Origin of the sequence: Solibacillus sp. FSL K6-1126 (assembly GCF_038003445.1) — a bacterium.
Lineage (GTDB): Bacteria > Bacillota > Bacilli > Bacillales_A > Planococcaceae > Solibacillus > Solibacillus silvestris.
The window spans coordinates 3,787,121-3,812,833 of sequence record NZ_JBBOPD010000001.1; the positions used below are offsets into that span (position 1 = coordinate 3,787,121).

Annotated in this window: 23 protein-coding genes; 10 read left to right on the forward strand and 13 right to left on the reverse strand. The window is 39.5% G+C overall.

The genetic code is table 11. The features are described 5' to 3' along the window. Window positions 1-34 precede the first annotated feature (34 nt). Genes MHH44_RS18915 through MHH44_RS18930 form a run of 4 tightly spaced genes read left to right on the forward strand, consistent with a single transcriptional unit; the run spans window position 35 to window position 3,868 of the window. Complete coding sequence (locus MHH44_RS18915; RefSeq protein ID WP_008405519.1) at window positions 35-964, forward strand: ABC transporter permease; 930 nt, start codon at window positions 35-37, stop codon at window positions 962-964. Beyond that, window positions 964-1,896, forward strand: coding sequence for an ABC transporter permease (locus MHH44_RS18920; RefSeq protein WP_340799339.1), 933 nt, complete (start codon window positions 964-966; stop codon window positions 1,894-1,896). The genes MHH44_RS18915 and MHH44_RS18920 overlap by 1 nt, the downstream gene beginning before the upstream one ends. Before the next feature lie 14 nt (window positions 1,897-1,910). Next, window positions 1,911-2,957 carry an ABC transporter ATP-binding protein gene (locus tag MHH44_RS18925; RefSeq protein WP_008405512.1) on the forward strand — a complete coding sequence of 349 codons (1,047 nt, stop codon included), beginning with the start codon at window positions 1,911-1,913 and terminating at the stop codon, window positions 2,955-2,957. A gap of 2 nt (window positions 2,958-2,959) precedes the next feature. After that, entirely contained in the window at window positions 2,960-3,868 is a 909-nt protein-coding gene (locus MHH44_RS18930) for an ABC transporter ATP-binding protein (RefSeq protein WP_008405511.1), read from the forward strand. An 88-nt stretch (window positions 3,869-3,956) separates the two neighbouring features. Here the strand turns inward: MHH44_RS18930 and pruA are convergent, their stop codons facing one another. Further along, entirely contained in the window at window positions 3,957-5,501 is a 1,545-nt protein-coding gene (pruA, locus tag MHH44_RS18935; protein ID WP_008405509.1) for an L-glutamate gamma-semialdehyde dehydrogenase, read from the reverse strand. 168 nt (window positions 5,502-5,669) lie between these two features. Between pruA and MHH44_RS18940 the strand changes: the two genes are divergently transcribed. The 5 genes from MHH44_RS18940 (at window position 5,670) to MHH44_RS18960 (ending at window position 11,909) form a co-directional block, all read left to right on the forward strand. Continuing rightward, a complete protein-coding gene (locus MHH44_RS18940; RefSeq protein ID WP_008405508.1) occupies window positions 5,670-6,965 on the forward strand; it encodes a sigma-54-dependent Fis family transcriptional regulator in 1,296 nt (431 codons plus the stop codon). A 301-nt stretch (window positions 6,966-7,266) separates the two neighbouring features. Then, window positions 7,267-8,241: a proline dehydrogenase family protein gene (locus tag MHH44_RS18945; RefSeq protein WP_340799340.1), complete on the forward strand. Its 975-nt coding sequence runs from the start codon at window positions 7,267-7,269 to the stop codon at window positions 8,239-8,241. Window positions 8,242-8,331: 90 nt separating this feature from the next. Further along, complete coding sequence (putP, locus tag MHH44_RS18950) at window positions 8,332-9,819, forward strand: sodium/proline symporter PutP (RefSeq protein ID WP_340799341.1); 1,488 nt, start codon at window positions 8,332-8,334, stop codon at window positions 9,817-9,819. An 81-nt stretch (window positions 9,820-9,900) separates the two neighbouring features. Continuing rightward, complete coding sequence (locus tag MHH44_RS18955; RefSeq protein WP_340799342.1) at window positions 9,901-10,755, forward strand: helix-turn-helix domain-containing protein; 855 nt, start codon at window positions 9,901-9,903, stop codon at window positions 10,753-10,755. 71 nt (window positions 10,756-10,826) lie between these two features. Beyond that, the gene (locus MHH44_RS18960; protein ID WP_340799343.1) at window positions 10,827-11,909 is read left to right on the forward strand and encodes an ABC transporter ATP-binding protein; all 1,083 of its coding nucleotides are present in this window, start codon (window positions 10,827-10,829) and stop codon (window positions 11,907-11,909) included. Window positions 11,910-11,965: 56 nt separating this feature from the next. Here MHH44_RS18960 and MHH44_RS18965 read toward each other — a convergent pair whose 3' ends face one another. From MHH44_RS18965 to MHH44_RS19010, 10 genes are all read right to left on the reverse strand, one after another. Next, window positions 11,966-12,826, reverse strand: coding sequence for an ROK family protein (locus MHH44_RS18965; RefSeq protein WP_340799344.1), 861 nt, complete (start codon window positions 12,824-12,826; stop codon window positions 11,966-11,968). Next, window positions 12,827-13,765 (reverse strand): GNAT family N-acetyltransferase, encoded by a 939-nt coding sequence (locus MHH44_RS18970; RefSeq protein ID WP_340799345.1) that lies wholly within the window; start codon window positions 13,763-13,765, stop codon window positions 12,827-12,829. A gap of 1 nt (window position 13,766) precedes the next feature. Continuing rightward, complete coding sequence (locus tag MHH44_RS18975) at window positions 13,767-15,341, reverse strand: FAD-dependent oxidoreductase (RefSeq protein WP_340799346.1); 1,575 nt, start codon at window positions 15,339-15,341, stop codon at window positions 13,767-13,769. Beyond that, a complete protein-coding gene (locus MHH44_RS18980; RefSeq protein ID WP_340799347.1) occupies window positions 15,342-16,865 on the reverse strand; it encodes a hypothetical protein in 1,524 nt (507 codons plus the stop codon). 76 nt (window positions 16,866-16,941) lie between these two features. Beyond that, window positions 16,942-17,916 carry a Gfo/Idh/MocA family protein gene (locus tag MHH44_RS18985; RefSeq protein WP_340799348.1) on the reverse strand — a complete coding sequence of 325 codons (975 nt, stop codon included), beginning with the start codon at window positions 17,914-17,916 and terminating at the stop codon, window positions 16,942-16,944. Then, the gene (locus tag MHH44_RS18990; RefSeq protein ID WP_008405498.1) at window positions 17,913-18,542 is read right to left on the reverse strand and encodes a hypothetical protein; all 630 of its coding nucleotides are present in this window, start codon (window positions 18,540-18,542) and stop codon (window positions 17,913-17,915) included. The genes MHH44_RS18985 and MHH44_RS18990 overlap by 4 nt, the downstream gene beginning before the upstream one ends. A gap of 10 nt (window positions 18,543-18,552) precedes the next feature. Next, a complete protein-coding gene (locus tag MHH44_RS18995; RefSeq protein WP_008405497.1) occupies window positions 18,553-19,605 on the reverse strand; it encodes a Gfo/Idh/MocA family protein in 1,053 nt (350 codons plus the stop codon). A 1-nt stretch (window position 19,606) separates the two neighbouring features. Then, the gene (locus MHH44_RS19000) at window positions 19,607-20,620 is read right to left on the reverse strand and encodes a zinc-dependent alcohol dehydrogenase (RefSeq protein WP_340799349.1); all 1,014 of its coding nucleotides are present in this window, start codon (window positions 20,618-20,620) and stop codon (window positions 19,607-19,609) included. Next, on the reverse strand, window positions 20,589-21,668 hold the full coding sequence (locus MHH44_RS19005) for a dihydrodipicolinate synthase family protein (protein ID WP_340799350.1): 1,080 nt from the start codon (window positions 21,666-21,668) through the stop codon (window positions 20,589-20,591). Before MHH44_RS19005 ends, MHH44_RS19000 begins: the two co-directional genes overlap by 32 nt. After that, entirely contained in the window at window positions 21,669-22,685 is a 1,017-nt protein-coding gene (locus MHH44_RS19010) for an NAD-dependent epimerase/dehydratase family protein (protein WP_340799351.1), read from the reverse strand. An 84-nt stretch (window positions 22,686-22,769) separates the two neighbouring features. On the opposite strand from MHH44_RS19010, the gene MHH44_RS19015 reads away from it, so the two are divergent. Then, entirely contained in the window at window positions 22,770-24,062 is a 1,293-nt protein-coding gene (locus tag MHH44_RS19015) for a transcriptional regulator (protein ID WP_340799352.1), read from the forward strand. Here MHH44_RS19015 and MHH44_RS19020 read toward each other — a convergent pair. Together MHH44_RS19020 and MHH44_RS19025 are read right to left on the reverse strand one after the other, a co-directional pair. Next, on the reverse strand, window positions 24,056-24,895 hold the full coding sequence (locus MHH44_RS19020; RefSeq protein WP_340799353.1) for a Gfo/Idh/MocA family protein: 840 nt from the start codon (window positions 24,893-24,895) through the stop codon (window positions 24,056-24,058). The two genes, MHH44_RS19015 and MHH44_RS19020, sit on opposite strands and share 7 nt — an antisense overlap. Before the next feature lie 9 nt (window positions 24,896-24,904). Further along, window positions 24,905-25,708 carry a carbohydrate ABC transporter permease gene (locus MHH44_RS19025; RefSeq protein WP_014822600.1) on the reverse strand — a complete coding sequence of 268 codons (804 nt, stop codon included), beginning with the start codon at window positions 25,706-25,708 and terminating at the stop codon, window positions 24,905-24,907. Window positions 25,709-25,713: the final 5 nt, after the last annotated feature.

The window sequence follows — 25,713 nt, forward strand, 5'->3', positions numbered from 1 at the left end:
ATTTTCAAAATAGTATAAAAAGGAGGTACGGACATTGCTTAACTTTATCATTAAACGATTACTCTATATCGTACTTGCAATGTACTTAATTATTACAGCGACGTTCTTCCTAATGCAGCTTGCTCCCGGTAGCCCTTTCACGAGCGAACGTGAATTGCCGCCTGCCATCGAAGAACAGTTAAACGCGAAATATGGGTTGGATAATCCTTGGTATATCCAATATAAAGACTATTTAGTAGACACAATGACATTTGATTTTGGGGAGTCGATGAAATACAAAGGCCGTTCCACAAATGACATTATCGCAGAAAGCTTCCCTGTATCCCTTGCTTTAGGTCTTCAGGCGATGGTTTTAGCAATTGGTCTTGGTGTATTACTCGGCGTTGTTTCAGCACTGTATCATAACCGCTTTGGAGATTATGCCGCGACAATTTTTGCAATTTTAGGGATTTCAGTTCCTTCCTTCATATTAGCCGGACTCTTGCAGTATTACTTGGCATTTGAAGCAGGCTGGTTCCCGGTAAGTGGCTGGAAAGGATTTGCCTATACAATATTACCTTCATTAGCAATCGCTGTTACCCATGCCGGATTTATTGCTAAACTTACTCGTTCAAGTATGTTGGAGCAAAACAATAGTGAGTATGTAAAGCTTGCTCGTGCAAAAGGTCTTGGAAAATGGACAATCGTGTTCAAGCACTCTTTACGTAATGCATTATTGCCGGTTGTGACGTATTTAGGTCCACTTTTTGCCGGTGTTATTACAGGTTCGTTCGTTATTGAACAGATTTTTGCGGTGCCAGGACTTGGCCGCCATTTCGTAACAAGTATTACAAACCGTGACTATACGGTAATTATGGGTACGACTGTGTTCTATTCATTAATTTTATTACTGGCTGTATTAATCGTAGACATTTTATACAGTGTCATCGATCCACGTATTAAATTGAAAGGAGCGAAAAAATAATGGCTCAAAACGAACAGCAAATACCAAAAGTATCAGCTGACATGTTCGATGTTGTCGGTCGTTCAGAAAATACAGATGCCCTTTCTAAAAAGCAAGTATCTTATTGGAAAGAAGTATTTTATCGCTTCTCTCATAACAAGTTAGCTGTACTCGGGTTAATCCTTCTTATTATAATTGCAGGATTTGCAATTTTTGCGCCGGTGTTCTCTTCTTATACATATGAACAGAATGTAGGTTTATATAATACCTCTCCTTCTGCAACACATTGGTTCGGTACGGATGACCTTGCGCGTGATATTTTTGTCCGTGCATGGGAAGGCGCTCGAATTTCATTATTCATCGGTATTACTGCCGCTGTAATTGATTTGATTATCGGTGTTTTATGGGGAAGTATCGCAGGTTTGGCAGGTGGTCGTGTCGATAATATTATGATGCGTATCGCAGACGTGTTGACGGCAATTCCTTATCTATTAGTAGTAATTATTTTATTGGTAATTATGGAACCTGGTTTAATTCCTATGATTATCGCCCTTTCCATTACAGGTTGGGTAAACATGGCGCGTATTGTACGAAGTGAAGTACTGAAAATTAAAAATCAGGAATACGTACTTGCTGCTCGTACATTAGGCGCAAATCAATGGCACATCATTAAACGTCACTTAATCCCAAATGCAATGGGTGCTATTTTAGTAACAATGACAATGACTATTCCAAGTGCAATTTTCACAGAGAGTTTCTTAAGCTACTTAGGTTTAGGGGTTCAGGCTCCTTTAGCCAGCTGGGGTACGATGGCCTCTGAAGGTTTCAAAGCACTTCAATCTGCACCATGGCGATTATTGTTCCCTGCAGCTTTAATCTCAATTACAATATTCGCATTTAACGCAGTTGGGGACGGCTTACGTGACGCACTTGATCCGAAATTACGTAAATAAGGAGAGTGTACGCAATGAAGAAAAAAGTATTAGAAGTAAACGACTTACGTATTAATTTCAAAACGTACGCTGGTGTCGTACAAGCCGTACGCGGAGTAAGCTTTGAATTATACGAGGGCGAAACATTAGCAATCGTTGGGGAATCCGGTTCCGGAAAATCCGTAACGAGTAACGCACTGATGAAGTTAATTCCTCAGCCACCAGGTATTTATGCCGGTGGTGAGATTAACTTCAACGGTCGCAATATTATTCCTTTATCTGAGAAAGAAATGATGAAAGTTCGCGGAAATGATATTTCAATGATTTTCCAAGATCCAATGACTGCATTAAATCCAACAATGCGTATCGGTGCACAGATTACTGAAGTACTTCTAAAGCATAAAAAAGTTACAAATAAGGATGAAGCAAAAAAACGTGCGGTTGAGTTACTTGACCAAGTAGGGATCCCTTTCCCCGAAAAACGTTATAAAGCTTACCCTCACGAACTGTCGGGCGGGATGCGCCAGCGTGTTGTTATTGCGATCGCTCTTGCAGCAGATCCAAAACTATTAATTGCCGATGAGCCGACAACAGCATTAGACGTAACGATACAAGCACAAATTTTAGAGTTGATGAAAGAGCTTCAAAAGAAATCGAATACATCGATTATTTTCATAACCCATGATCTGGGTGTTGTAGCAAATGTAGCAGACCGAGTTGCGGTCATGTATGCAGGTCAAATCGTTGAGTACGGTACAGTAGAAGATATTTTCTACAATCCACAGCACCCATATACTTGGGGTCTACTTGGCTCTATGCCGGACTTAAACAACTCTACAGATGAGCTGTTAATGGCGATTCCGGGTTCACCGCCAAACTTGATCGATCCACCTAAAGGCGATGCATTTGCCCCTCGTAATGAATTTGCAATGAAAATCGATTTCGAGATGGAACCGCCAATGTTTAAAGTATCGGATACACACTACGCTAAAACTTGGCTACTGCATCCTGATGCACCAAAAATGCCTGTTCCTGAGGCGGTAGCACGCCGTATTAAAGGCTATCAACAGGAGGGCATGTAATTATGGCAAATAAAATATTAGAAGTAAAAGGCTTAAAACAGTATTTTGGCACTGCCAAACAACCGATTAAAGCGATCGATGGTATCTCCTTTGATGTGTATGAAGGCGAAACATTAGGTTTAGTCGGAGAATCCGGCTGTGGTAAATCAACGACGGGCCGTTCAATTATCCGCCTTTACGATATTACAGAAGGTCAAATTACCTTTAAAGGCAAAAATATATCAGAGATGAAGTCACGAAAAGAATTAATGCAATTCAATCGTGAAATGCAAATGATCTTCCAGGACCCGTATGCGAGTTTAAATCCTCGTATGACAGCTGGTGAATTAATTGCAGAAGGCTTTGATATTCATGGTCTGTATAAAAACAAAAAAGAACGCCAAGCTCGTATTGGTGAATTGCTGGAAGCGGTCGGACTGACACGCGAGCATGCTAACCGTTATGCCCATGAGTTTTCTGGTGGGCAGCGTCAACGTATCGGTATTGCCCGTGCACTTAGTTTAGATCCAAGCTTCATCATTGCCGATGAGCCGATCTCTGCACTTGATGTATCAATTCAAGCACAGGTAGTAAACTTACTGAAGCAACTTCAAAAAGAACGTGGGTTAACTTATTTATTCATTGCCCATGATTTATCGATGGTAAAATATATATCAGACCGAATCGCGGTTATGTATCGCGGGAAAATATTAGAACTTGGAAGTGCGGATGAGATTTACAACAACCCAATCCACCCGTATACGAAGTCTCTATTATCTGCTGTTCCTCAGCCAGATCCGGCTTATGAACGTAACCGTACACGTATCCCCTACAAACATGTTGAACATGATCCGGCAGCTAAAGTAATCGAAGCCCGCCCTGGCCATTTCGTCTTTGGCACAGATGCACAAGTAAAAGATTGGGCTAAATAGAAGAACAAAATAAAAACTCCTTCACGAGGCAATGTGAAGGAGTTCTTTCTATTATACAAGGAAATTTCCAATGACTATTACTTAATAATTAAAATGCTTCTGATGTTGTTTTCGCTTGCATGTGCAATGTTAAATAATCTGGTCCGCCTGCTTTAGAGTCAGTACCTGACATGTTGAAGCCGCCAAATGGTTGGTAACCAACGATTGCACCTGTACAGCCGCGGTTGAAATAAAGGTTTCCAACATGGAACTCTTCGCGAGCATACTCTAAGTTCATACGGTCGTTTGTAATAACAGCACCTGTTAATCCGTATTCAGTATTGTTTGCGATATCAATCGCTTCTTCAAATGAATCTGCTTTTGTAATCGCTACAACTGGACCGAAGATTTCTTCTTTCATAATACGCGCTTCCGGATCTACATCGGCAAATACTGTCGGGTGTACGAAGTAACCAACAGAATCATCTGCAGTACCGCCAGCAACTAGACGGCCTTCTGTTTTACCGATTTCAATATACTCACTGATTTTTTTGAATGCTGCCGAATCGATTACTGTTGCCATAAAGTTGTTATTGTCTGAAGGGTCACCAATTGTTAATGATTTTGTTAACTCTTCCACACGGTTTACAACTTGATCATATACATCTTTTACGATTACTACACGTGAACATGCTGAACACTTTTGTCCTGAGAAACCGAAAGCTGATTTTACAATGGACTGTGCAGCTAACTCTAAATCTGCATCCTTATCAACAACGATTGTATCTTTACCGCCCATTTCAGCAATGACACGTTTAATCCAAATTTGACCTGGACTTAATTTTGATGCACGTTCGTTAATACGTAAGCCGACATCACGAGAACCTGTAAAACTGATGAAGCGTGTTTTCGGATGGTCTACTAAGTAGTCCCCTACTTCTGCTCCACTACCAGGTACGAAGTTTACTACGCCTTTTGGTAAACCTGCTTCTTCAAGCACTTCAATAAATTTATAAGCGACAACCGGTGTAGTTGATGCTGGTTTTAATAATACTGTGTTACCAGTAACAACAGCTGCAACAGTTGTACCTGCCATAATAGCGAACGGGAAGTTCCAAGGAGAAATAACAATCCCAATCCCTAGTGGAATATAGTCATATCGGTTGTATTCATTCGGACGGCTTTCTACTTTACGACCATCTTTCATTTCCAGCATTTGACGGCCATAGTATTCTAAAAAGTCGATTGCTTCTGCAGTATCTGCATCCGCTTCATTCCAAGGCTTACCTGCTTCTTTCGTCAACCATGCAGAAAACTCATGCTTGCGGCGGCGGATAATTGTCGCTGCTTTGAATAATACGTCTGCACGAATTTCAGGTTTAACTTTTTTCCATGACTTGAATGCTTTATCTGCTTCTTGCATCGCTTTTTCAGCCAAGTCTTTTGAAGCTTTTGAAACAGAGCCAATCACTTCTGTTTTCTTAGCCGGGTTATATGATACAATTTTTTCTTCTGTCGTAATACGTTCGCCACCGATAATTAGAGGATAATCGGCACCAAGCTGTGATTCTACTTTTTTAAGCGCTTCCAAATAAGCTTGCTTGTTTTCTTCTACCGAGAAATCTGTAAATGGTTCATGTTTATAGTTAATCATTTATCATTACCTCCGATATTAAGTGCAATATTATTTTGCATCATATTATGTTTCTTAATTTGAATTATGCAATATAATAATGCTTAAATCAATTATTTTTTCTAAATTACGCAAATTATCTCATTTTGACATTCCCATGCTAAAATAAAATGGAGGAGGTTACACCGCATGAATCAACTAGATCGCTCTAGTGTTTTTGAATTTATGATTGAAAAAATAGAAACCGGTCTTTGCGCTATTGACGAAAATGGACGAGTCATCGTATACAACAAAAAAATGCGCGAGCTTACCGGTGAATCACTTGAACAAATTACACAACGCTTTTTATCACAGTCACTCGACTTTAACTTGGAGCAAAATATGCTGCAAAAAGTTTTAGCTTCAGGTCAAAGCTTCAAACATATTAAGCAAACGTTCTGGAATGCCCGTGATGAAGAAGTGACAATGATGAATGACTATTATCCATATACCCTAAATGACGGTACGAAAATCGCCATTCAATTTTCCCGCGATATTACTCAGCAGGAATTTTTGATGGACCGTCCTCTAAGTCGTTACGGTGCTCCATTAACTTTTGATATTATTACTGCTGTTTCAAAATCAATGAAGCAAGTAATTCAGCAAGCTAAAATTGCCGCACTCGGTCGAATTCCGGTTATGCTTGTCGGTGAATCCGGAACAGGGAAAGATATGATTGCAGAAGGTATTCATCATGAGCTTGCTGAAAAAAACGAACGCTTCATCACACTTATTTGCCGACGCAATGAAAAAACATTGCTCAATCAAATAGAAAAATATATTGCCGAGGAAAAAAACTATACGTTTTTTGCCGAGCGGATTGAATTTTTATCAGATGAAGCACAGAACCGCATCGTGGAGCTTCTGGAAAAACATACCGAACGTAACCATGTCTTCATTGCAAGTATTGGTGAAGATCCGATTGACTTAATCCAGAAAGGTCATCTGTCCAAAAACCTGTATTACTTATTTTCGAACTTAACAATACAAGTACCCGCACTCCGGGAGCGCCGTGAAGATATTAAGCCCTTCGTGGACGATTATTTTGCTCGCCGACGCATTGCTTATGGCAGCTCAGTTAAAGGATTAGCACCTGAAATCGAGGAAATTTTCCAGAACTACGACTGGCCTGGAAATTTAAAAGAACTTGAAGTTTTACTGGATGATATTAGTGCCTTACTAACAACAGAAGAATATGTGGAACTTATACATATCCCTGCATACTTCAAGTGGAAGCTCCAGCAAGCAGAGCCAACTGCCTCTGAACAGCAAAAATTATTCGATTTCTCCGAACAGACATTGCAGCCTCTTGATGAATATATGCGTAAAGTTGAGGACTATTATATTTCACACGCCTTACAGCTGAATGACGGAAATATTTCGCAGACAGCTAAAGCACTGGGCATTCATCGTCAAGGTTTGCAATATCGTCTAAAACGCAAATAAAATTGGTAATATTTTGTATTAATTACCATTTAAGAGACCCGCTACTTGTGGGTCTCTTTTCCATTTTCCTTAGTGCAATATTTTATTGCGTGTTTTATAAATGATGTTTTTTAGAGCATGTAAACGTTTTAAGAAAGTATTTCAGCAAAATTTTTTTGCTTTAAAAACCGTTGATATTTCTCACTTTTTCATCTAGCAAACATTAATCCTCTCAAATTCTATTTCCTTTTTTGAATTTTTTGTTTTATACTCTGCTCAATAACATTAAAAAACTTTTTTATTCGCAGGGGGACTATTTAAAATGTCATTAAAAGATTTTTTTATCGCACTTTCAGAGAATCAAACATTAAATTCTGCAGCCCAAAAATACGGATTTAAGCTGGGGGCGCAAAGTGTCGTTGCAGGTACAAATATCGATGAAGTTATAGAAAGCATCAAGCATTTAAATGCACAGGGTATTTCTTGCACTGTCGATAATCTAGGGGAATTTGTGTTTGAGAAGTCTGCTGCGCTTGCTGCAAAAGAACAAATTTTGGCAGTAATCGAACGCATTCACAGTGAAAACCTGGATGCACATATTTCTTTAAAACCTTCTCAGTTAGGGTTGGATATTGATTTTGAATTTAGCTATGAAAATTTGAAAGAGATCGTTGCATTGGCAAATGAATATCAGATTTTTGTTAATTTTGATATGGAAAACTATGCTCGTCTACACCCTTCATTTGAGCTATTGGAAAAGATCCATGCTGAATACGATAATGTAGGTACAGTTATTCAAGCATACTTTTTCGAGTCAGATGAAAATGTAGAACGTTTTAAAGATTACCGTTTACGTATTGTAAAAGGCGCTTACAAAGAAGATGAGTCTGTCGCTTACCAAAATAAAGCCGATATCGACCGCAAGTTTATCGAGCAGATTGAATATCATTTACTACATGGCAAATTCACTTCGATTGCGACACATGATCACAATGTAATTAATCATGTAAAACATTTTGTCGATAAGCATAATATTCCTAATGATAAATTTGAGTTCCAAATGCTTTATGGCTTCCGCAAAGAAATGCAGTTGGGCCTTGCAAAGGAAGGATATAACTTCTGTACGTATGTACCATTTGGTAATGATTGGTACGGCTATTTTATGCGTCGTTTAGCAGAACGCCCGCAAAACCTGACACTAGTTACAAAACAAGTATTTACGAAAAAGACAAATACAATTTTAGCTGTTGCAGCAGGTGCATTTTTAGCCGGACGTATGTCTAAAAAGTATAGATAAGTACAGAAGCGCCATATTTTATTGCGTTGACGACCATCTATTGCAACATGGTAAACTAGTCAAAAATTTATTATTAAGGGAGTTGTATTTATGTCAGATTACAGTTATCAGTTGTTGGCCATTATTATTTATATGATTGTGATGCTCGGCATTGGCTGGTATGCTTTCCGGAAAACTAGCAACCTGACAGACTATATGTTAGGCGGACGTGGTCTCGGTGCTGCAGTAACAGCATTAAGTGCCGGTGCAGCGGATATGTCGGGCTGGCTATTAATGGGGCTTCCAGGTGCAATCTATTTATCGGGTCTCGTGGAAGCTTGGATTGCAATCGGTTTAACAGTCGGTGCATATTTAAACTGGTTACTTGTAGCACCTCGTTTACGTGTTTATACACAAGTAACAAAGGATTCTATCACGATTCCAAGTTATTTGGATAACCGTTTGCGTGACAACACGAAACTATTACGTATCGCATCGGGGATTATCATTTTAGTATTCTTTACATTCTATGTATCTTCCGGAATGGTATCAGGCGGTAAGTTTTTTGAGAGCTCATTCGGAATGGATTACCATACAGGTCTTTTATTCGTATCGGCAGTAGTTGTTGCCTACACATTATTCGGCGGGTTTTTAGCTGTTAGTTATACGGATGTAATTCAAGGTCTTATAATGCTTGTTACATTAATTGCAGTTCCTGTTTTCGGAATCTTCTTAACTGGCGGTATTGGAGAAACGATTGATTCTATTAAAGCAGTCGATCCGGAAATGTTCAGCCTTCTTCCTTCTACTGTAACAGCAACAGCTATTATTTCTTCTCTTGCATGGGGGCTTGGCTATTTTGGCCAGCCACATATAATCGTGCGTTTTATGGCGATTTCATCTGTAAAAGAAACAAAAAGTGCGCGCCGTATCGGTATTGGCTGGATGATTTTCAGTTTACTAGGTGCACTTGCAACAGCGTTGGTTGGTGTTGCATACTTCCAGCAGCAAGGTACGGAATTAAAAGATGCAGAAACGGTATTTATCGTATTAGGGCAGATTTTATTCCACCCGTTCATTGCAGGAATCGTACTTGCAGCAATTTTAGCAGCAGTTATGAGTACCATTTCATCACAATTAATCGTAACTTCTTCAGCACTGATTGAAGACATTTATAAAGCTTTATTCAACAAAACTGCGACAGATAAACATTACGTATTTTTAGGTCGTGTCGCTGTACTTTTCGTATCTATTTTTGCGGCAATTGTTGCATGGAATCCGGAAAGCACAATTTTAGGATTGGTCGCATTCGCATGGGCCGGTTTTGGTGCAGCATTTGGTCCAATCATTTTACTTTCTCTGTTCTGGCGTAAGCTTACAAACTACGGAGCACTTGCCGGAATGGTTGCCGGTGCCGCAGTTGCATTCGTTTGGGGACGTACGGAAAGTTTAACGAGCATGCTTTATGAGATTGTACCAGGCTTTATTGCATGTTTAGTCGTTGCAGTCGTAGTGAGTATGTTGACATATAAACCAAATGCGGAAATCGAAGAAGAGTTCAATGAAACACAACGTATTTTAAAAGAAGAGCAAAAGTAATAATAAAAACGGTATGATCTTTAATAAAGACATACCGTTTTTTCAATACCAAAAAGTAGATAATGTGATGGAGGTTATTTTATGCAACTTGCACAACTATTCCCTTCCCTTAAAAGACATAGCACATACCCGACAACTCATAATTCAGCAACAACGATCTTTTTTGATTCAGCTGGTGCATGCTGGTATGAGATCGCGAAAAGCGAAGTAACCGAACGAGATGCTTTAATGTTAAAGCATTTTTATCAAGAATGTAGTGAGCAAATGGATCCGTGGTTACTATTGTTAACACAAGGTGTAGTCCCGAAGCCTACAAATTATTCTCCTATTCGCATTTTACAATATTATATTACCAATGGTGCCGGGCAATTAAAGTACGCTATTGAGCTTTTCTTTATGAATGATGCTTATCTACTGGAAGCTGCTCCTCATACTTTCTGGATTATTTTGTTTAAAGATTATACTCGAGAAGAGCTTGAAGGCTTTATGGCAATATTGGAAAATGACTTTTATTTGCATGGACAGCTTTTCATAGGTCAATTGCTTCCGGTTTCTGAAATGCTGCATCATTCTTTCTTAACGGAGCAAAAAATATTTCAGTCCATTTTTGAACGGCAGCACCAAACGATTTATACATTTTCTGAAAGCTTCTTAACTTTATTGCCATTACACTTGACTATGCCGTTGCAACAATATTTGCAGCATACATTGTTTAATAGTTTAAATGATGAAATGATTACTACCATTACAGCGCTATTTTCCCATAATGGAAATATGTCCTCTGCTGCGAAAGAATTACATATCCACCGCAATACCTTGTTATACCGTACACAACGTTATTTTGAAGATACTACGTTGGATTTAAAGCGCAGTGATGACCTGCTATTAGCCAATTTAGCAGCCTTGTTGTATAAACTAACAAAATATCCCTTATAATTTTAAGCACATTGCACAAAGGCAGCTCTCTTTTAATCTTTTATACTATAAAAAAGGGGGACTGGTTTTTTATGTTAGATTTTGATCATCTTGTAAAACGTTATCCCGATGGCTATATAGCTGTTGAAAATTTTCATTTAAAGGTTGAACCTGGTGAATTTCTTGTACTTGTTGGTCCGTCAGGCTGCGGAAAATCTACGACATTGCGTATGGTCGCAGGACTTGAAACGATTTCTGAAGGCGAATTGCGCATCGAGGGTAAACGAGTGAATGAAGTTGAACCAAAAGACCGCGATATTGCAATGGTTTTCCAAAACTATGCTCTATACCCGCATATGAATGTGTACGATAATATGGCTTTTGGCTTGAAGCTGCGGAAATTCTCGAAAGATCAAATTGATAAAAAAGTACGTGAGGCTGCAGCAATTTTAGGGTTATCGGATTTATTGGACAAGAAGCCAAAATCACTTTCCGGTGGCCAACGTCAGCGTGTTGCACTTGGCCGTGCCATTGTTCGTGATGCGAAGCTGTTTTTAATGGATGAACCGTTATCGAACTTGGATGCAAAACTTCGGGTACAAATGCGCTCTGAAATTACAAAGCTCCATTATCGTTTAAATACAACGACTATATATGTTACGCACGATCAAACGGAAGCGATGACGATGGCTACACGAATTGTTGTAATGAAGGATGGTGTCATTCAGCAAATCGGAACGCCGCGTGAAGTATACGATACACCTGAAAATGTATTTGTTGGCGGGTTTATCGGTTCTCCAGCTATGAACTTCCTTCGCGGGAATGTTGTAGGCGAATATTTTGAAATCGCCAATGAAAAAGTCCGCATTCCGGAAGAAAAATTAAAAATATTAAAAGAACAAAACTATATTAACCGTGAAATTATTTTAGGTATCCGTCCGGAAGATATTCATGATGGCCATAAACAAGATTCAAGCAGTCTCGTTAAAACGAAAGTCCAAGTAAGTGAATTAACCGGTGCAGAAATGATTGTTTATGCGTCAATTGATGACCAGCAATTTGTAGGTAAAATACATGCAGATGCAGATGTAGCTATGGGGCAGGAGCTTTCACTTAACTTCAATCTGGCAAAAGCTCACTTCTTTGATCCGGCAACAGAAATGCGGATTCGCTGATAGTAAATAATTAGAAGAAGCAGTCAGGATTTTTTCTGACTGCTTCTTTCATAATTTTATAGCAGCGCAGCACCGATCAGTCCTGCATTTCCTTTATTTAAGCTTGCTTGTACTCTACCTTTTTTATGTTCAAAAAATGGTAAACTAAAATACTGGTCAACTAAACCTGAAATTTCATCCACAATTTGCGGATGATGATTCATAACTCCTCCGCCTAGTACGACAACATGCGGATCTGCTAATAAAATGAAGCTGTGAATCTTCTGTGCGATTTCTTGCTGCCATTCATGTATGAGCGGCACGATGCGTTCATCCTTTTCATAGTAGCGTTCAAAAAATTGCTGTAATTTGCCTTCTTCATTTGTTTGCTGCTGTAATGTGTTTAATAAACCGGGTCCAGCACATACTTCTTCAAAATAGGCACCGGAGCCTGTTATTGAAAAACCGATTTCTCCGGGAATTCCGGCCCCTCTTAAAAATTTCCCCTCATGTATGATACAGCAGGCAATTCCTGTGCTAATCGTGACATATATGAATGTTTCTTTCTCAAAGTGACGTACTTTGTATTCTCCATTTGCTGCAGTCATCATATCCGTTTCCATAAAAACCTCAGCTTTTGGAAATGTCGTTTGAAGTCTTTGGACGAGCGGAAAATTACGCCACGGCAAGTTTTGCTGAAAAACTACAAGCCCCTGCTTTAAATCTAAAATTCCCGGTAAACCAACCGCTACTTTTATAACATCCCCTTCTTCACCTTCCAGAAGCTTATGAAAACCTGAAATAATCGCCTCAAATAATGATTCAGACTGCTGGGGACTGTTAACTTCCATTTGCTTTATTAATATTTCCGGCTGTTCTTGCTTCGATAAAGCAAGTGCTAATTTTGTCCCACCGATATCAGCACTTAAAATCCACATTTACTCCACCTGCTTTACAAAAATTCCGTAGTCTTTCCAAATTGTATAGCCTAGCTTCTCATAAAAGGCGATTAAATCCGTCCAATCAATAAAGAACGTCTCTTTACCACGTTGCTGCAAATAATATTCTGCAGCTTCGATAACAGCTCGCCCTAAGCCATACTTTCTATAATCTTCATTTACCCCAAGTGGACCAATGCCACCTAATCGCTCAAACTGCTCTGCCCAATTATAGTTTGGCCCCTTCACAGCACTATGTTCATCATTTATACGACAGAAGCCCACTATCTTGCCTTCCCATTTCACAACGACATAATCTCTCCCTGTACCTCCATGAGCGAAATAATCATGCGCTTCAAAAGTCCACCGCCCAGGGAATGACTGAGCCATAAAATCAATGAGTTGCTGTTGTTCTTCTTTTTCTAGTAAACCAAATTGAACATTCTTTTTTTCAGGCAGTAATAATGGTACCGTTACGGTTTTTGTGAAGTCTACACTTTCAACAACTCGTTTAAAGCCAAACTTCTCTGCAAACGTAACACCCTCCCGCTGTTCAAGCGGGACTCCGCATAATAAGTGCCCTAAATCCCCGCCAAGCTGAATTTTCTTTATGCCGTTATTGAGAAGGGCCCGTTCTGCATAACGGTATAATTCGGTTCCAATTTTTTGCTGACGGTAATCCGGGTGCACAAGCAGCATTTGAATCCAGCCATGCTCCTTATTTAAAGAAACGCCATGTGTTTCATGCCATACTTTTGCAATGACGACACCGGCAATTTCCCCGTCTATTTCCTTTATCGCACTTCCTTCATATAAAACATAAGGTGATTGCCAACTATTTTGCTCAAGCAAGCGATCCGACAACTTAAAGTCAGGTAAACAAATATTCCATAAGTCTACTATGTCCTTGTGAGATTCTTTTGTTACTGGCTTTAGCATCTTATTTCCCCCCAAATGTTTCTTCCATTCGACGTAACGGATCGTCAATAAAGGCTTCATCCCATTCAACAACCAGCCCTTGCTCTATTAACTGCGGTCTTATTTGCTCATATAAAATATCCTGAACGGCCTTCCCTTCCTGTAGCGCAATTGCCGCTACAGTACCTGCCCCTTGCCCAAGCATCATAAATACCGGTTCCATACGAATTGAACCATATGCAATGTGAGACGCACTTAGGCATACAGGAACAATTAAGTTCGTACAATGCTCTTTTTTCGGTAAAAGCGAGCGCAAATCAATCATAAATGGTTTTACCGGTACTTGGATATCCCCTTCATTCATAACTCGCCCATTGATGACGACACGACGGCAATGATGTGAATCCATATGAAAAGATGCGATTGCAATAGGCTGTTCGCAAATTATACGTTGCAAGGCATTGTGTTCTGTCATGATATACTCGCCTCTCATTCGCCTTGCTTCCCTTATATACAGCTGGCGCGGCCAATTGCCTGTTTCGATAAACTCATCTGAAGCCAATCCCCACTGTCTCACTTCTTCCCGAATAACAAGCGGTACTTCTTCATCATTGGCTAAAAAGTACAGTAACCCTGCAACATATGTTACGTGCTGCTGATACATTTTTTCTCTTACTTCATAATTCGCATCAGGGAATGTATAATTCATCCCGATGAAATCCGTAGAAAATGCCCCATGATTATTTAAATCGGTCTTTCCATTCATCAAAGGTGTATGTAACTTCATCGCATCCCAATGCCCTGCCTTAATATAACGTAGGAGCAGTGCATAGTGATTGCGCTCATACCCGTTCGGTTTTGGGAACGACACTTTTAGCTCCTTCGTTAAACACATCCGGAAATTATATGCTTGAATACGATGATCACCCGCACCATTTTGCTCTGTCACAACCTCATCTGAAATACCATATAATAGCCCGCTTGCCGGATTGACTTCTTCAATATACGGATCTATAAAACTTTCAAATTTATGATGCTGTGTACCAAATTGAACACCATTATAAATTTCCTTATAAACAGTGCTCGCTTCTCTTCCTACAATGTATTCGACCCCTGCATGCCCCAGCAGATCACCTTCGTAGCTTGCATCAATAAATTGCTTCGCTTCATAGGTTGTGCCGTCTGTCATAACGATTTGCTGAATTTGCTGGTCTTCACAAAGAACAGTTTCAATAAATTGCTCTGTTTGAACATCAATCTCATGTTCTTGTAACCAAGTTTTAAAAATATGTTCTGCTACATGTGGTTCGAACCGTACACATTTTTCAATTCCATAGTGTTGTGCGATTTCTTCATAAAATTGCATTGCTAAACCACCAATCGCCTGTTCAGCACCTAAATCGGTCGCCCCTAATCCACTTGTCGTCATCCCGCCGACAAAGCGGCTGCATTCAGCAATACGAACATCATGTCCCTTCTTTTTTAATGTAATGGCTGCTGTAATGCCTGCCGGTGTCGCCCCATATATTAATACTTCCTGCTTGTAATGCTGTTGTCTCTTTTCTTTTTTACGGTAATAATAAACCGATTCCCACATTTATAAAGCCTCCCAACGTAACTTCGTAACCTGAACAACTCGCTGTAATGACTCAACATAATATTGAAGCGGCTCTTCCAATTGCGCCTGTTCCAGTAAATGTTCCATCTTCTTCAATAACTCCAGTACCTCAGGTTTCGCTTCCGGGTTTTTTGCTTCTACAACACGGCCAGGGAAAAATATGGCGTTATACTGACTATTTCGTGCAAAAACTTGTTCAATTTTCTCAGCTAGCTGCTGCATTGCCGGTGACAGTAAATGAGGAACGGTTTCAACGTCTTCCCAAAGCGACCGCGCAAATACGATATTGTTAAATTGCTGGTACTGCTGATAATCATATTGATCCATATGTGGCTGTGCCTTTGCGACTTTATGCAGTGGAACGACTAAATTGACCATACCGTCACAGCCGGCCTCTTTATAATTCTCTATGTCTGTCGCTATCCTTTTAAATAAAAGCGGGAAAAGTTCACTTAGCATAAAGTGGTCACTGTAATATTCAAATACCGTAAATTGTTTGTCTGTCGAACTGCGCCAGTCCATCAGGCTTTCCCATGCACGCTGATCTCGCTGTGAGGCATAACTCTGTGAATAATTACGTCCCCAATATGCATATAAAACATTTGAAGAACTCACCTGCTGCTCTTTGCGTTCAAGCATTTCCCAGCTTAGGCCAGCATTATAGACAATATGCTCTACTTCAACCTGTAGCCCAGCTCCGGCTAATGCTTGCTGGAGTTTTTCAGTGAAGGTCATATATTGAGTTAAAAAGAGCTTTGCTTCTTCACCTTTTGCTCCTACATCTTCCGGCCATAGGGAGATCCGGCGAATAACAGGTTCTGCTTCACAATAAGATACGATTACGTCAATGACATATTGTTGCGCTTTTTCATCCTGTAAAAAGTCCTGATTTTTTAGCGCATTGGCCGACGTAAATTCTGTTTCCTCACCTACTAAATCATTTACCGCCCCATCAGCAGCAGCTTTTCGTGAAACGGTAACTCCTTTTGCCTTTGCCAATAAATAACGTAAACTATGCCCGCCTAACGTAACATCAATTCCACGCTTTTTAATTTCCGGTAAAAGTGCATCCTTTACTTCATCCCAGAGGAAAAATGTAAAGAACACTTCATTTAGTCCGTTTTTTGTACCAACATCGAGCATGCTCTTTAAAAAAGGAATGTCATCGATTGTTTCAAATACATTGCCTCGACGACTGAACTTCGGTTTTCCTTCATAGGTACTTGTTAGCCCCTGGATTGCGATTTTTCTTTCTTTCTCTAATTCCAGAAATATAAGCCCTTCTACTTTTTCAATCAATTTATATACCCCGTACAACAAGGCGCGGCTTGTATTCCCTCGAATCACATAATGATTTTCTGTTTGAACAATTTCAAATTCATCCCCATTCCGTGATGGATTGAATCGTTCCAACATGACTCGTTTATCTCCCGTATAAAAGCGTTCTAGTTCCTCAAATGCAAATTGTTCAATTTCATTTTTATAATCCGGTTGTATATTCATCTGCATCGATCCCTTTCATTAATTGCTCTCTGATTGAACGAAAAGGATACCCGTTATGAGTATCCTTTGAATTGTCTTATAGTTTTACTGCTTGCTTTCTGCTATTCGATTCATATGCTGCCAGTGCAATTTCTAAAGATTTCAAACCATCATGACCCGAAATAAGCGGTTGTTTTTGTTGTTGAATAGAATTAAGAAAGTCGACAATTAAATCAAAGTCGGTATCATTTCCGCTATATAAATGTGTGAGCGATTTATTACCCTTCCCATATAATTGGAGCTTCTCGTTAAACACATCTACTTTTCGTGTTGCTTTCGTTCCGATTACTTCAATCATCACGTCACCCCATGTCGGAAATTCCGGGAACCGTGACCAGCTTGCATCATGTGAAGCAATCACTCCATTATCAAATACAATTGTCATAATTCCTGCGTCATCCGTATCAAGTTCGGTAAAATAGTTATTCGCAAATGCAGTAATTTCTATTGCTTCACTGTTCATATACCAGCGCATAATATCTACCATATGGACGGTATGATCCAATACCGCACCCCCACCTGCCAACTCCTCATCGACAAACCAGCCGCCCGGATTTTGCCCGCGATTGGTAGAGCGTATTGCAACGATCTCACCAAGTTCACCAGCATCAATGGCTGCTTTCAAATCTCGGATCGGTGCGCTGTAGCGGACAGGATAAGCAATGGACAGATGCACACCGTTTTCTTTACAAACTTCTATCATCTCGTTTGCATCGTTAATATTCGTAGCAATCGGTTTCTCACACAAAATATGTTTTTTTGCCTTTGCTGCAGCATTCACCATTTCTTTATGAAACACATTTTCACTACAGATCAGCACAACATCAATATCCTCTGCCAAAAATTCATTCATATGTGCAAAAAACGGTACATCATACTGCTTACTCGCCTGTTTGCCCCGAGTCGTATCGGTATCATAAATAGCGGTTAATTTCGTGCCCGGTATCCGCTCGATTGCCGTTGCATAGCTCGTTGCATGAATGTGCGCAAAGCTCATAATCCCAATGTTCAATGCAGTTCACCTCGTTGCAGGAGCAGCCGTACAGCAGCAAGTTTTTCATCATAGGCATCATTCCATTGAATCGCATACTGAAGAACTGCATCAATATTTTTGAATAGGTTTCGATTGTTGTCACTGTCACTCGTCATTTGTAAACTATCAAACTCTGCAATATGCAGATGACTGCTCCATTCAAATTCAATACGTTCCTGACCCGTCCGATATTCTAAATGGGCCATGATCGATTCACCAAACTCACAAAGAACGATTGTATAATGATTTTCACCGATCTCATTCGAACGCACCGATACATTTCGAACATTTCCAAACCATTCCGATACGGCAAGGATATCCTCCTCAATATACGAGAAGTTATTCGTTGTTCTGCGCAGACGGAGAACGCCTTTTACCATATCATGTGCTTTCAACACTTGATGTAATTGAATGGCAAATGAATAGGACCATAAATCAAAATAAACGAAACCTTGTTTTTCTGAAGTTGAAAATGGCTTATATGCGTCTACTTCAGGCTGGTGCAATATTGTTACGGTATCAGGCTCTTCACTGTTTTCGTTTGTAAAGCGGTACAGCGGAGAATGCATGAGCAGCTGCCGGTCTTTTTCCAATACGATTTTCATTAGTAATCACCTACAATTTTATTTCTTGTTTTGTTGCAGCTGATTCATAAATCGCCGCCAACATTTTCGTCACTTCAACCCCGTCTTCCACCGTAGAAATGGGCTGCACATTATTCAGGCAACACTCAACAAAGTGGTTAATCTCATTAATGAATGAACCAGCAAAATCAAAGCTCAACATATCGATTTGCGGGGTAATATTTATAATTGTTTCATGCTGCTCTTTTATAATGGCCAACTCCGGTTCTACTTCGGCTCCGCCATTTTCACCATAAAGTTTTACTGATACTTCATCTTGTTTTGCATGTAATGTAAAACTTACATCCACAAATAGGGAAGCACCATTTTCAAAGCGAATGAGCGCATTCGCAAGATCTTCCACATCATTGTGCTCGGCGTTATAATCAGCCGCTTTATAGAAAGATAAGTTTTCTATATGTGAGCGATTTCCCAATTTTTTATACGTATTCCCCGAAACTGAAACCGGTTTTGGTTTCCCCATTAAATACCAGCAAAGGTCGATCATATGCGTTCCTAAATCAATCAATGGCCCGCCGCCGGATTTTTTGATATCACTGAACCAGCCGCCCGGGTTCCCCAATCTGCGGATGCATGAAGCCTTCGCATAATAAATTTCCCCCAGGTCCCCTGCATCAATAAACTTTTTAAGAACGCCTACATTTGTCGCAAATCGACGTACGTAGCCAACTTGTAAAATCTTTTTCGATTCTTTTACCGCTGCTTCAACTGCATAGGCTTCATCAAGTGTTAAACTTAATGGTTTTTCAAGTAGAACATGCTTGTTTTGTTGGAGTGCCTGTATTGCAATTTCCGCATGCGAATTATTCCATGTGCAAATACTGATTGCATCAATTTCCTCGTTCGCAAGGAACTCACTCACTTTTAAATATAAATTGTTTACAAAGTATTTTTTTCCTAACGCATGTAGTCTTCGTTCATTACTATCACAAATTGCAACAATCTCTACATTGGGATTATCGAAATAAGGTTTCAAATGGTACTCGGAAATAGATCCTCCTCCAATTACACCAACCTTTAACATGTTAATTCCCTCCCGAATATTCAATGATGGCGGTCAATGCCTCACTGCTCTCTAATATGTCATACACACCGGCTGAATCTTCAAAAGGAATTTCCAGTTGGACAAAGTCAGAAACATCGATCGCCTTTCGTTCCAATAAACGTATATAGGCTGCCAGATTGCGTCCTTCCGTCCAGCGAACATAATGATACGGGTAATCAATTGCCTCTTTTTCATAGCGAACATCATAACGACCTGGTCCCCCAGCTCTTGAAATCGTAATGACCGCTTCTTTTATGAACAATTGCTCTCGATTAAATTGCGGTTCTACATCACCGACAATAACAATTCTCCCTTGCTTACGAACCCATTCAAGGCTACGGGAAGTTGTTTCAGAATGTTTGCCACCAGCACATAAGAGAACAGCATCTACACCATGCCCGTTTGTAAAATTCATAATATGCTGTTCCATTTTTGTTAAATCCGAAAAAACCTCAATGCCCGGTGTATCTTTCAGCATTACAGCTCTTTTTTCATCGGGCTCATAGCAAATGACATCATAGCTTGCAGCAGTACAAATCTTTGCAATCATTTGTCCAAGTACACCTAACCCGATAACTACTACCGACTCACCAAACTGCAACTGTCCTTGGCGTATAGCATGAATGGCAATCGTACCGTGTGCTGCAAATGCCGCGTGCTTTGGCAAAACTTCTGCAGAACATTTAGCTACTAATAGTTCAGGTACAACAAGCTGCTCCATATGCCCAACATAAGGTGCACCATAGCAAGCAACCATATCACCTACTTGAACGGATTTAACACTTTGACCAACTTTCTTTACTTTACCAACGGCGCTATAGCCAAGCTGACGTACACCTTGTTTGCTTCCTTCAATTAATAACCGTTCAGTTCCTGGTGAAACAGCAGTATAATGGGTTTCTACTAATACTCCTGTTGGAAAAAGCTCAGGTTGTTCAATTTCAGCTATTTTCACGACACCATCATGTGCTTGTAAAGCTTTCACTTTTCTCACCTGATTTCCACTTTGCTAAATTTTGTTTAACAAATGCATCATCATGTAAATGCGGATACATTTTGTAAACACGCGTTATTTCTTCCGCTTGGCCTTCACTTAATACTTCATGGTCTGCCAGACACCAGTTTCCTTTTAACAACCCTTGTCTCGTCAATACTTCATTGATACCTGCAATACTTCCTTTAAAGGCATGTGCCGGGTCAAAGAAAGCCGCATTCGCATCCGTCACTTCGATAGCTTTTGTTAACCAGCTTGCACCAATTTGTGCTTTATCCCGAATTGCCTTGATCTCATCAAAATATTGAACTGCTGTTTTTGCCCATACTGACCAATGCCCTAACAGGCCGCCAACTATTTTCTTTTTAACGGTTTTGCCATTGATAGTAAATGCATATTCAGTTAATAAATCAATAATGATATTATCGTCATTTCCTGTATAAAGAGCGATTTCATCCCGGCGTTCGCTATTGCATACAGCCCGAACAACATCTAATGTTTGATACCGATTAAAAGGCGCCATTTTGATCGCTAATACATTTTCTATATTGGCAAGTTCATACCAAAACTGATAGGTGAATACACGCCCGCCAACTGATGGCTGTAAATAGAAACCAACTACAGGAATGATTTTGGCAACTTCTCTCGTACGTTCTAATAACTGCGCTTCTGATAAATGCTGCAGTCCTCCCATACTTAGTAATGCTAAATCATAGCCAAGCGTTTTTAAAACTGTCGCTTCATTTTTTGCCTGTTCTAACGGACCACAAACACCTCCTATTTTTATGAAGGATTCAGGTACATTTGCTTTTTTCATCTCATCTATGGCAATTGATAGAACACGCTCATACAAGTTGTATTGCGGATCGCGGATTTCAAATTGTGTCGTATGAACACCAACAGCTAAGCCCCCGACACCCGCATCAATATAATATTTCGTCAAGGCACGCTGACTTATCTCATCCAATGTTTTGTCTTCGTTTAACGCCAATGGATGTGCCGGAATAAATGCACCTTCAAACAATGCCTTTTTTACCGCTTCATTCATTTAAAACGCCCCTTTTCTCTCTTGGAAATGCGTTGGTTTATTTAATGTTGCACCATCTAATTCCACCCAATTTGCAACCATATCAAGCATTTGCTCAACGGATACACGGGGATAGCCGAATAATTTATGGGCATGAGCCGCTGTATTTAATAATGCTGTTTCCTGTTCGACCCCTATAATAATTGCTTCCTTATTAAAGCGTTTTGCAAACTCCTTCGCCAGCCAGCGAACAGATAAGGTTTCCGGTCCCGTTACATTCAGTATTTTTACGGGCGAGTCACAATGTAATAGCGAGCGAATCGCGTATTCGTTTGCATCCCCTTGCCAGATTACATTGACACTGCCCATCGTGACATCAACCGCCTCATTATTGTAGACAGATTTTGCAATTTCCAATAACACACCATATCGTAAATCAATTGCATAATTCAAACGGAACATGAGCATTTTTGTTTGAAAACGATTGGAGAAATTGGTGAAAATACGTTCTCTTCCTAATGTGGACATTGCATATTCTCCAACCGGAATAGGAGTCACATCTTCTCCGCAATTTCCTGCCGTTACAGGAGTAAATGGATAAATGTTACCAGAAGAAAATACAACAATATTTGAGTTTTTAAATTTATCCGCCACACGGCCAGGTACGTATGTATTCATCGCCCATGTGAAATGTTCGTTATTAACTGTACCGAATTTATTGCCAGCCATAAAAATGATATTCGGAATATCCGGCAACTGAGCAAGTTGCTCTTCATCCAGTAAGTCACAAGTAATTGTTTCAATTCCAGCCGACTCTAGTTGTTCTTTCATGTCTTTATTTGAAAATCTGGCGACACCGATGATTCGTTTCTCAATCCCTGCTTCTTCAGCAGCGCGCTTCGCCATTTTTGCTAAAGTAGGACCCATTTTACCTGCAATCCCTAAAATTAAAATATCACCATCTATTTTCTTTATATCCTCTACTAATGCGACGGACGGTTTTGTCATAAATTCTTCTAATTGTAATACCGTTTCCATAGCGGTCACCCCTTTGTAATTTGAATATTCTAAAATTTTCCTGTAAAATTATATTAATATGGATTTTTGGGAGGCACAGTCATTATGAATCAAGCAATTCCGTATACCTCACAAAGTATGATAGGGATTATTGTTCCTGGTATTTTGCAGGATACAATTAAAGAAGCATTACGTGGATTCCCTAATATCCAGCCACACTATTTTTTAACACAAGACTTTATAATGACGGATGAGTTACAGCGATTTATATACGAATATGAAATGCTTGTCGCTGCAGATCCTTATATTTTTCAGCAATTAAAGTTATATGATTCTTCTTTGCAACTTTATCAAATTAATAGTAGAGCGCTTCAGCTTTACGAATTACTGTTAACCCATAAATTACAAAATGAACAGAAAGATTACTGTTTTGACTTGCTGCAACAAAGTACCATTTTGTCGATTACACATCAATTACAACATAAAATTGATTTTGTGTTTTCTGTTGGCGAAACAGTTGAAGCCATATTAGATAATCATATGAGACATGCTAAACTTGGCTACTACCCTGTAACTACGATTGCATCTGTCTATGAATTATTATGTGAGCACAATATCGAATGTCGCTATTTAATTCCGACAAAGCAAGAATTGATTGTTGCTTTCGAAAGGGTCCTATTGGCTTCTAAAGGGCGACAAAACAAAGAAAGCCAGATTGTATATGGTTTAATTCAATTTGAATCAATCGTTAAACAAGAACAGTCTAAAGTGGAGCAAATACTGCAGCAGTTCACACAGCAAATGGATGGTCATTTAATCATGTTGAATCCATTACAATATAGTTTTATTACGACACGTGGACAATTTGAGCGTGAAACTTTAGGATACAAACATTTGCCGCTGCTTTCCCGCTTTAAGGAAGAGCTGCATATCAATTGCACAATCGGTGTCGGTTTTGGGATCAATGCAAATGATTCCGGACGTCATGCAAAACAAGCTCTCTACCAGGCAAATGAAAACGGACCAAACCTTTGTTATATCGTACGTGAAGACAATAGTGTAATCGGTCCGATCGATACGACCGTTTTTATTAACTATGAACAGTACCCGCTGGTCATAACGGATTTAAGATTATTGGAGCGGGCCGAAAAAGCCGGTATGTCTGCTTCCTATATATCCAAATTAATGGGTAGAATTATGAAGCACCAAAAATTTATTTATACGGCCGAAGAACTTGCTCAAACACTGAACATTACGTTACGTAGTGCAAATCGGATCCTACTAAAATGGCTAGATGCAGGACTTGTTGATATTATCGGCGAGGAAAAGGTAGCCCACCGCGGTCGTCCTAAACGCATCTACTATATCCAGTTTTTAGAAAATATAAAAAATCAGTGACTTTTGCTTGCAACATACTTTATTTGTTCTAATAGTTTAATTGTTTGCAATGTGTCTGTTTGATCAATGGCACTTTTTCTCTCTATAAAAAATTGCACTATCGCATCAATCAGGTAATCATAAAATCGGATATCTCCTTCAGCAATTTCAAACCATTCACTTTGCTGCTGTGTATGTGCTACAAACTGAAAACTTTGATGATGCTGTAAGTAACCGCGAATTGTAGATACTGTCCCGTCTTGAAATGTTAACGTGATAAAGTGTTGCTGATTATTAAAGTTGACAGCTATGTCTTTGACAGAAGTTCCTTTTAACGCACTGATCATTTCCATTGCATGTATTCCATAGTAGGAATAGTCGAATTCCTGCAGCATCGGCAGAGGAGTTATAATGTCCACTGCCTCGATGCTTTTATGAGATTTTGCCAGTTGAATTTCTTCAGCAAAGCGTAATGCTGAGCAGCTCATCAAAGGTATTCCCTTTTCATTGGCAAGCTCTATAATAGAACTCGCCTGCTCATAATTTTGTGCCAGTGGTTTATCGATAAATATAGGTTTATCAGATGCAGACAAATCTGCAAATTGCTCGAAATGCTGTGAGGCATCAACCGATGTAATGATAAACGCATCACAAATGTTTGCTAGTTCCTGTAGTGTAGTAATAAAAGGAATTCCATTTTTACGTAACTCCCCTGAAACTCGGTCAATTCGGTTTCTGCTTAATTCAATTAAAGATCCTCCGCGATAAGCGAATAGCTCATGACCTTTTTTCTTCAGCCTTTCACTAAACGCTAATGCATGAGTTGAATCTGTTCCGATCATACCTATTTTCATAGAATCCCCCTATTTAATACCTGACATTGTAATCCCTTCTGTAAAATAACGTTGGAAGAAAATAAATATTAAAAATGTCGGTATAAATGAAATTGTTGCTCCTGCCATTTCGACACCGAAGTTCCCTTCTTTTCCAAGCATCGAGGCAAGACCAACTGTAACAGGGAACATCTTTTCATTTGTTAAATAAATTAATGGCTGGAATAAGTCATTCCAATTTGAAATAAAAGCAAAAGTTCCTACTGTCGCAATTACCGGAAATGACAGCGGCAAGATAATCTTGAAGAAGATTTGCCAGTCATTTGCACCGTCAATATAAGCGGCCTCTTCCAAATCTTTCGGTATCCCCTGTAAAAATTGTCGTACTAAAAATACCCCCATAATTGCCCATAATTCCGGTACAATCAATGCCCAATATGTATTAATCCATCCAAAATCGGCGAACATAATATATTTGGGAATAATAAATAACTGTTGTGGAATCATGATGACTGCCATGAAAATCCAAAAAATTGCTTCTTTACCCCAAAATTGCTTTTTCGCAAATATATAACCGAGTAGTGCCGCAAACAGCATTTGTGTTATAACAGGAATGACAGTAATAACGATAGAGTTCCAAATCCACCGTATAAAAATCCCATTTGTAAAAATTGTTATATAGTTTTGGATTGATGGATTGGTCGGCAGCCAAAACAGCGGATCAATCTGTGCCTGTTTCACTTCTTTTAATGACCCGAACACCATAATGATGAATGGCATTATAAAAATGACCGCTAATATTGCTAATGCTGTATAAGAGATTACTTTTTTCATTTATC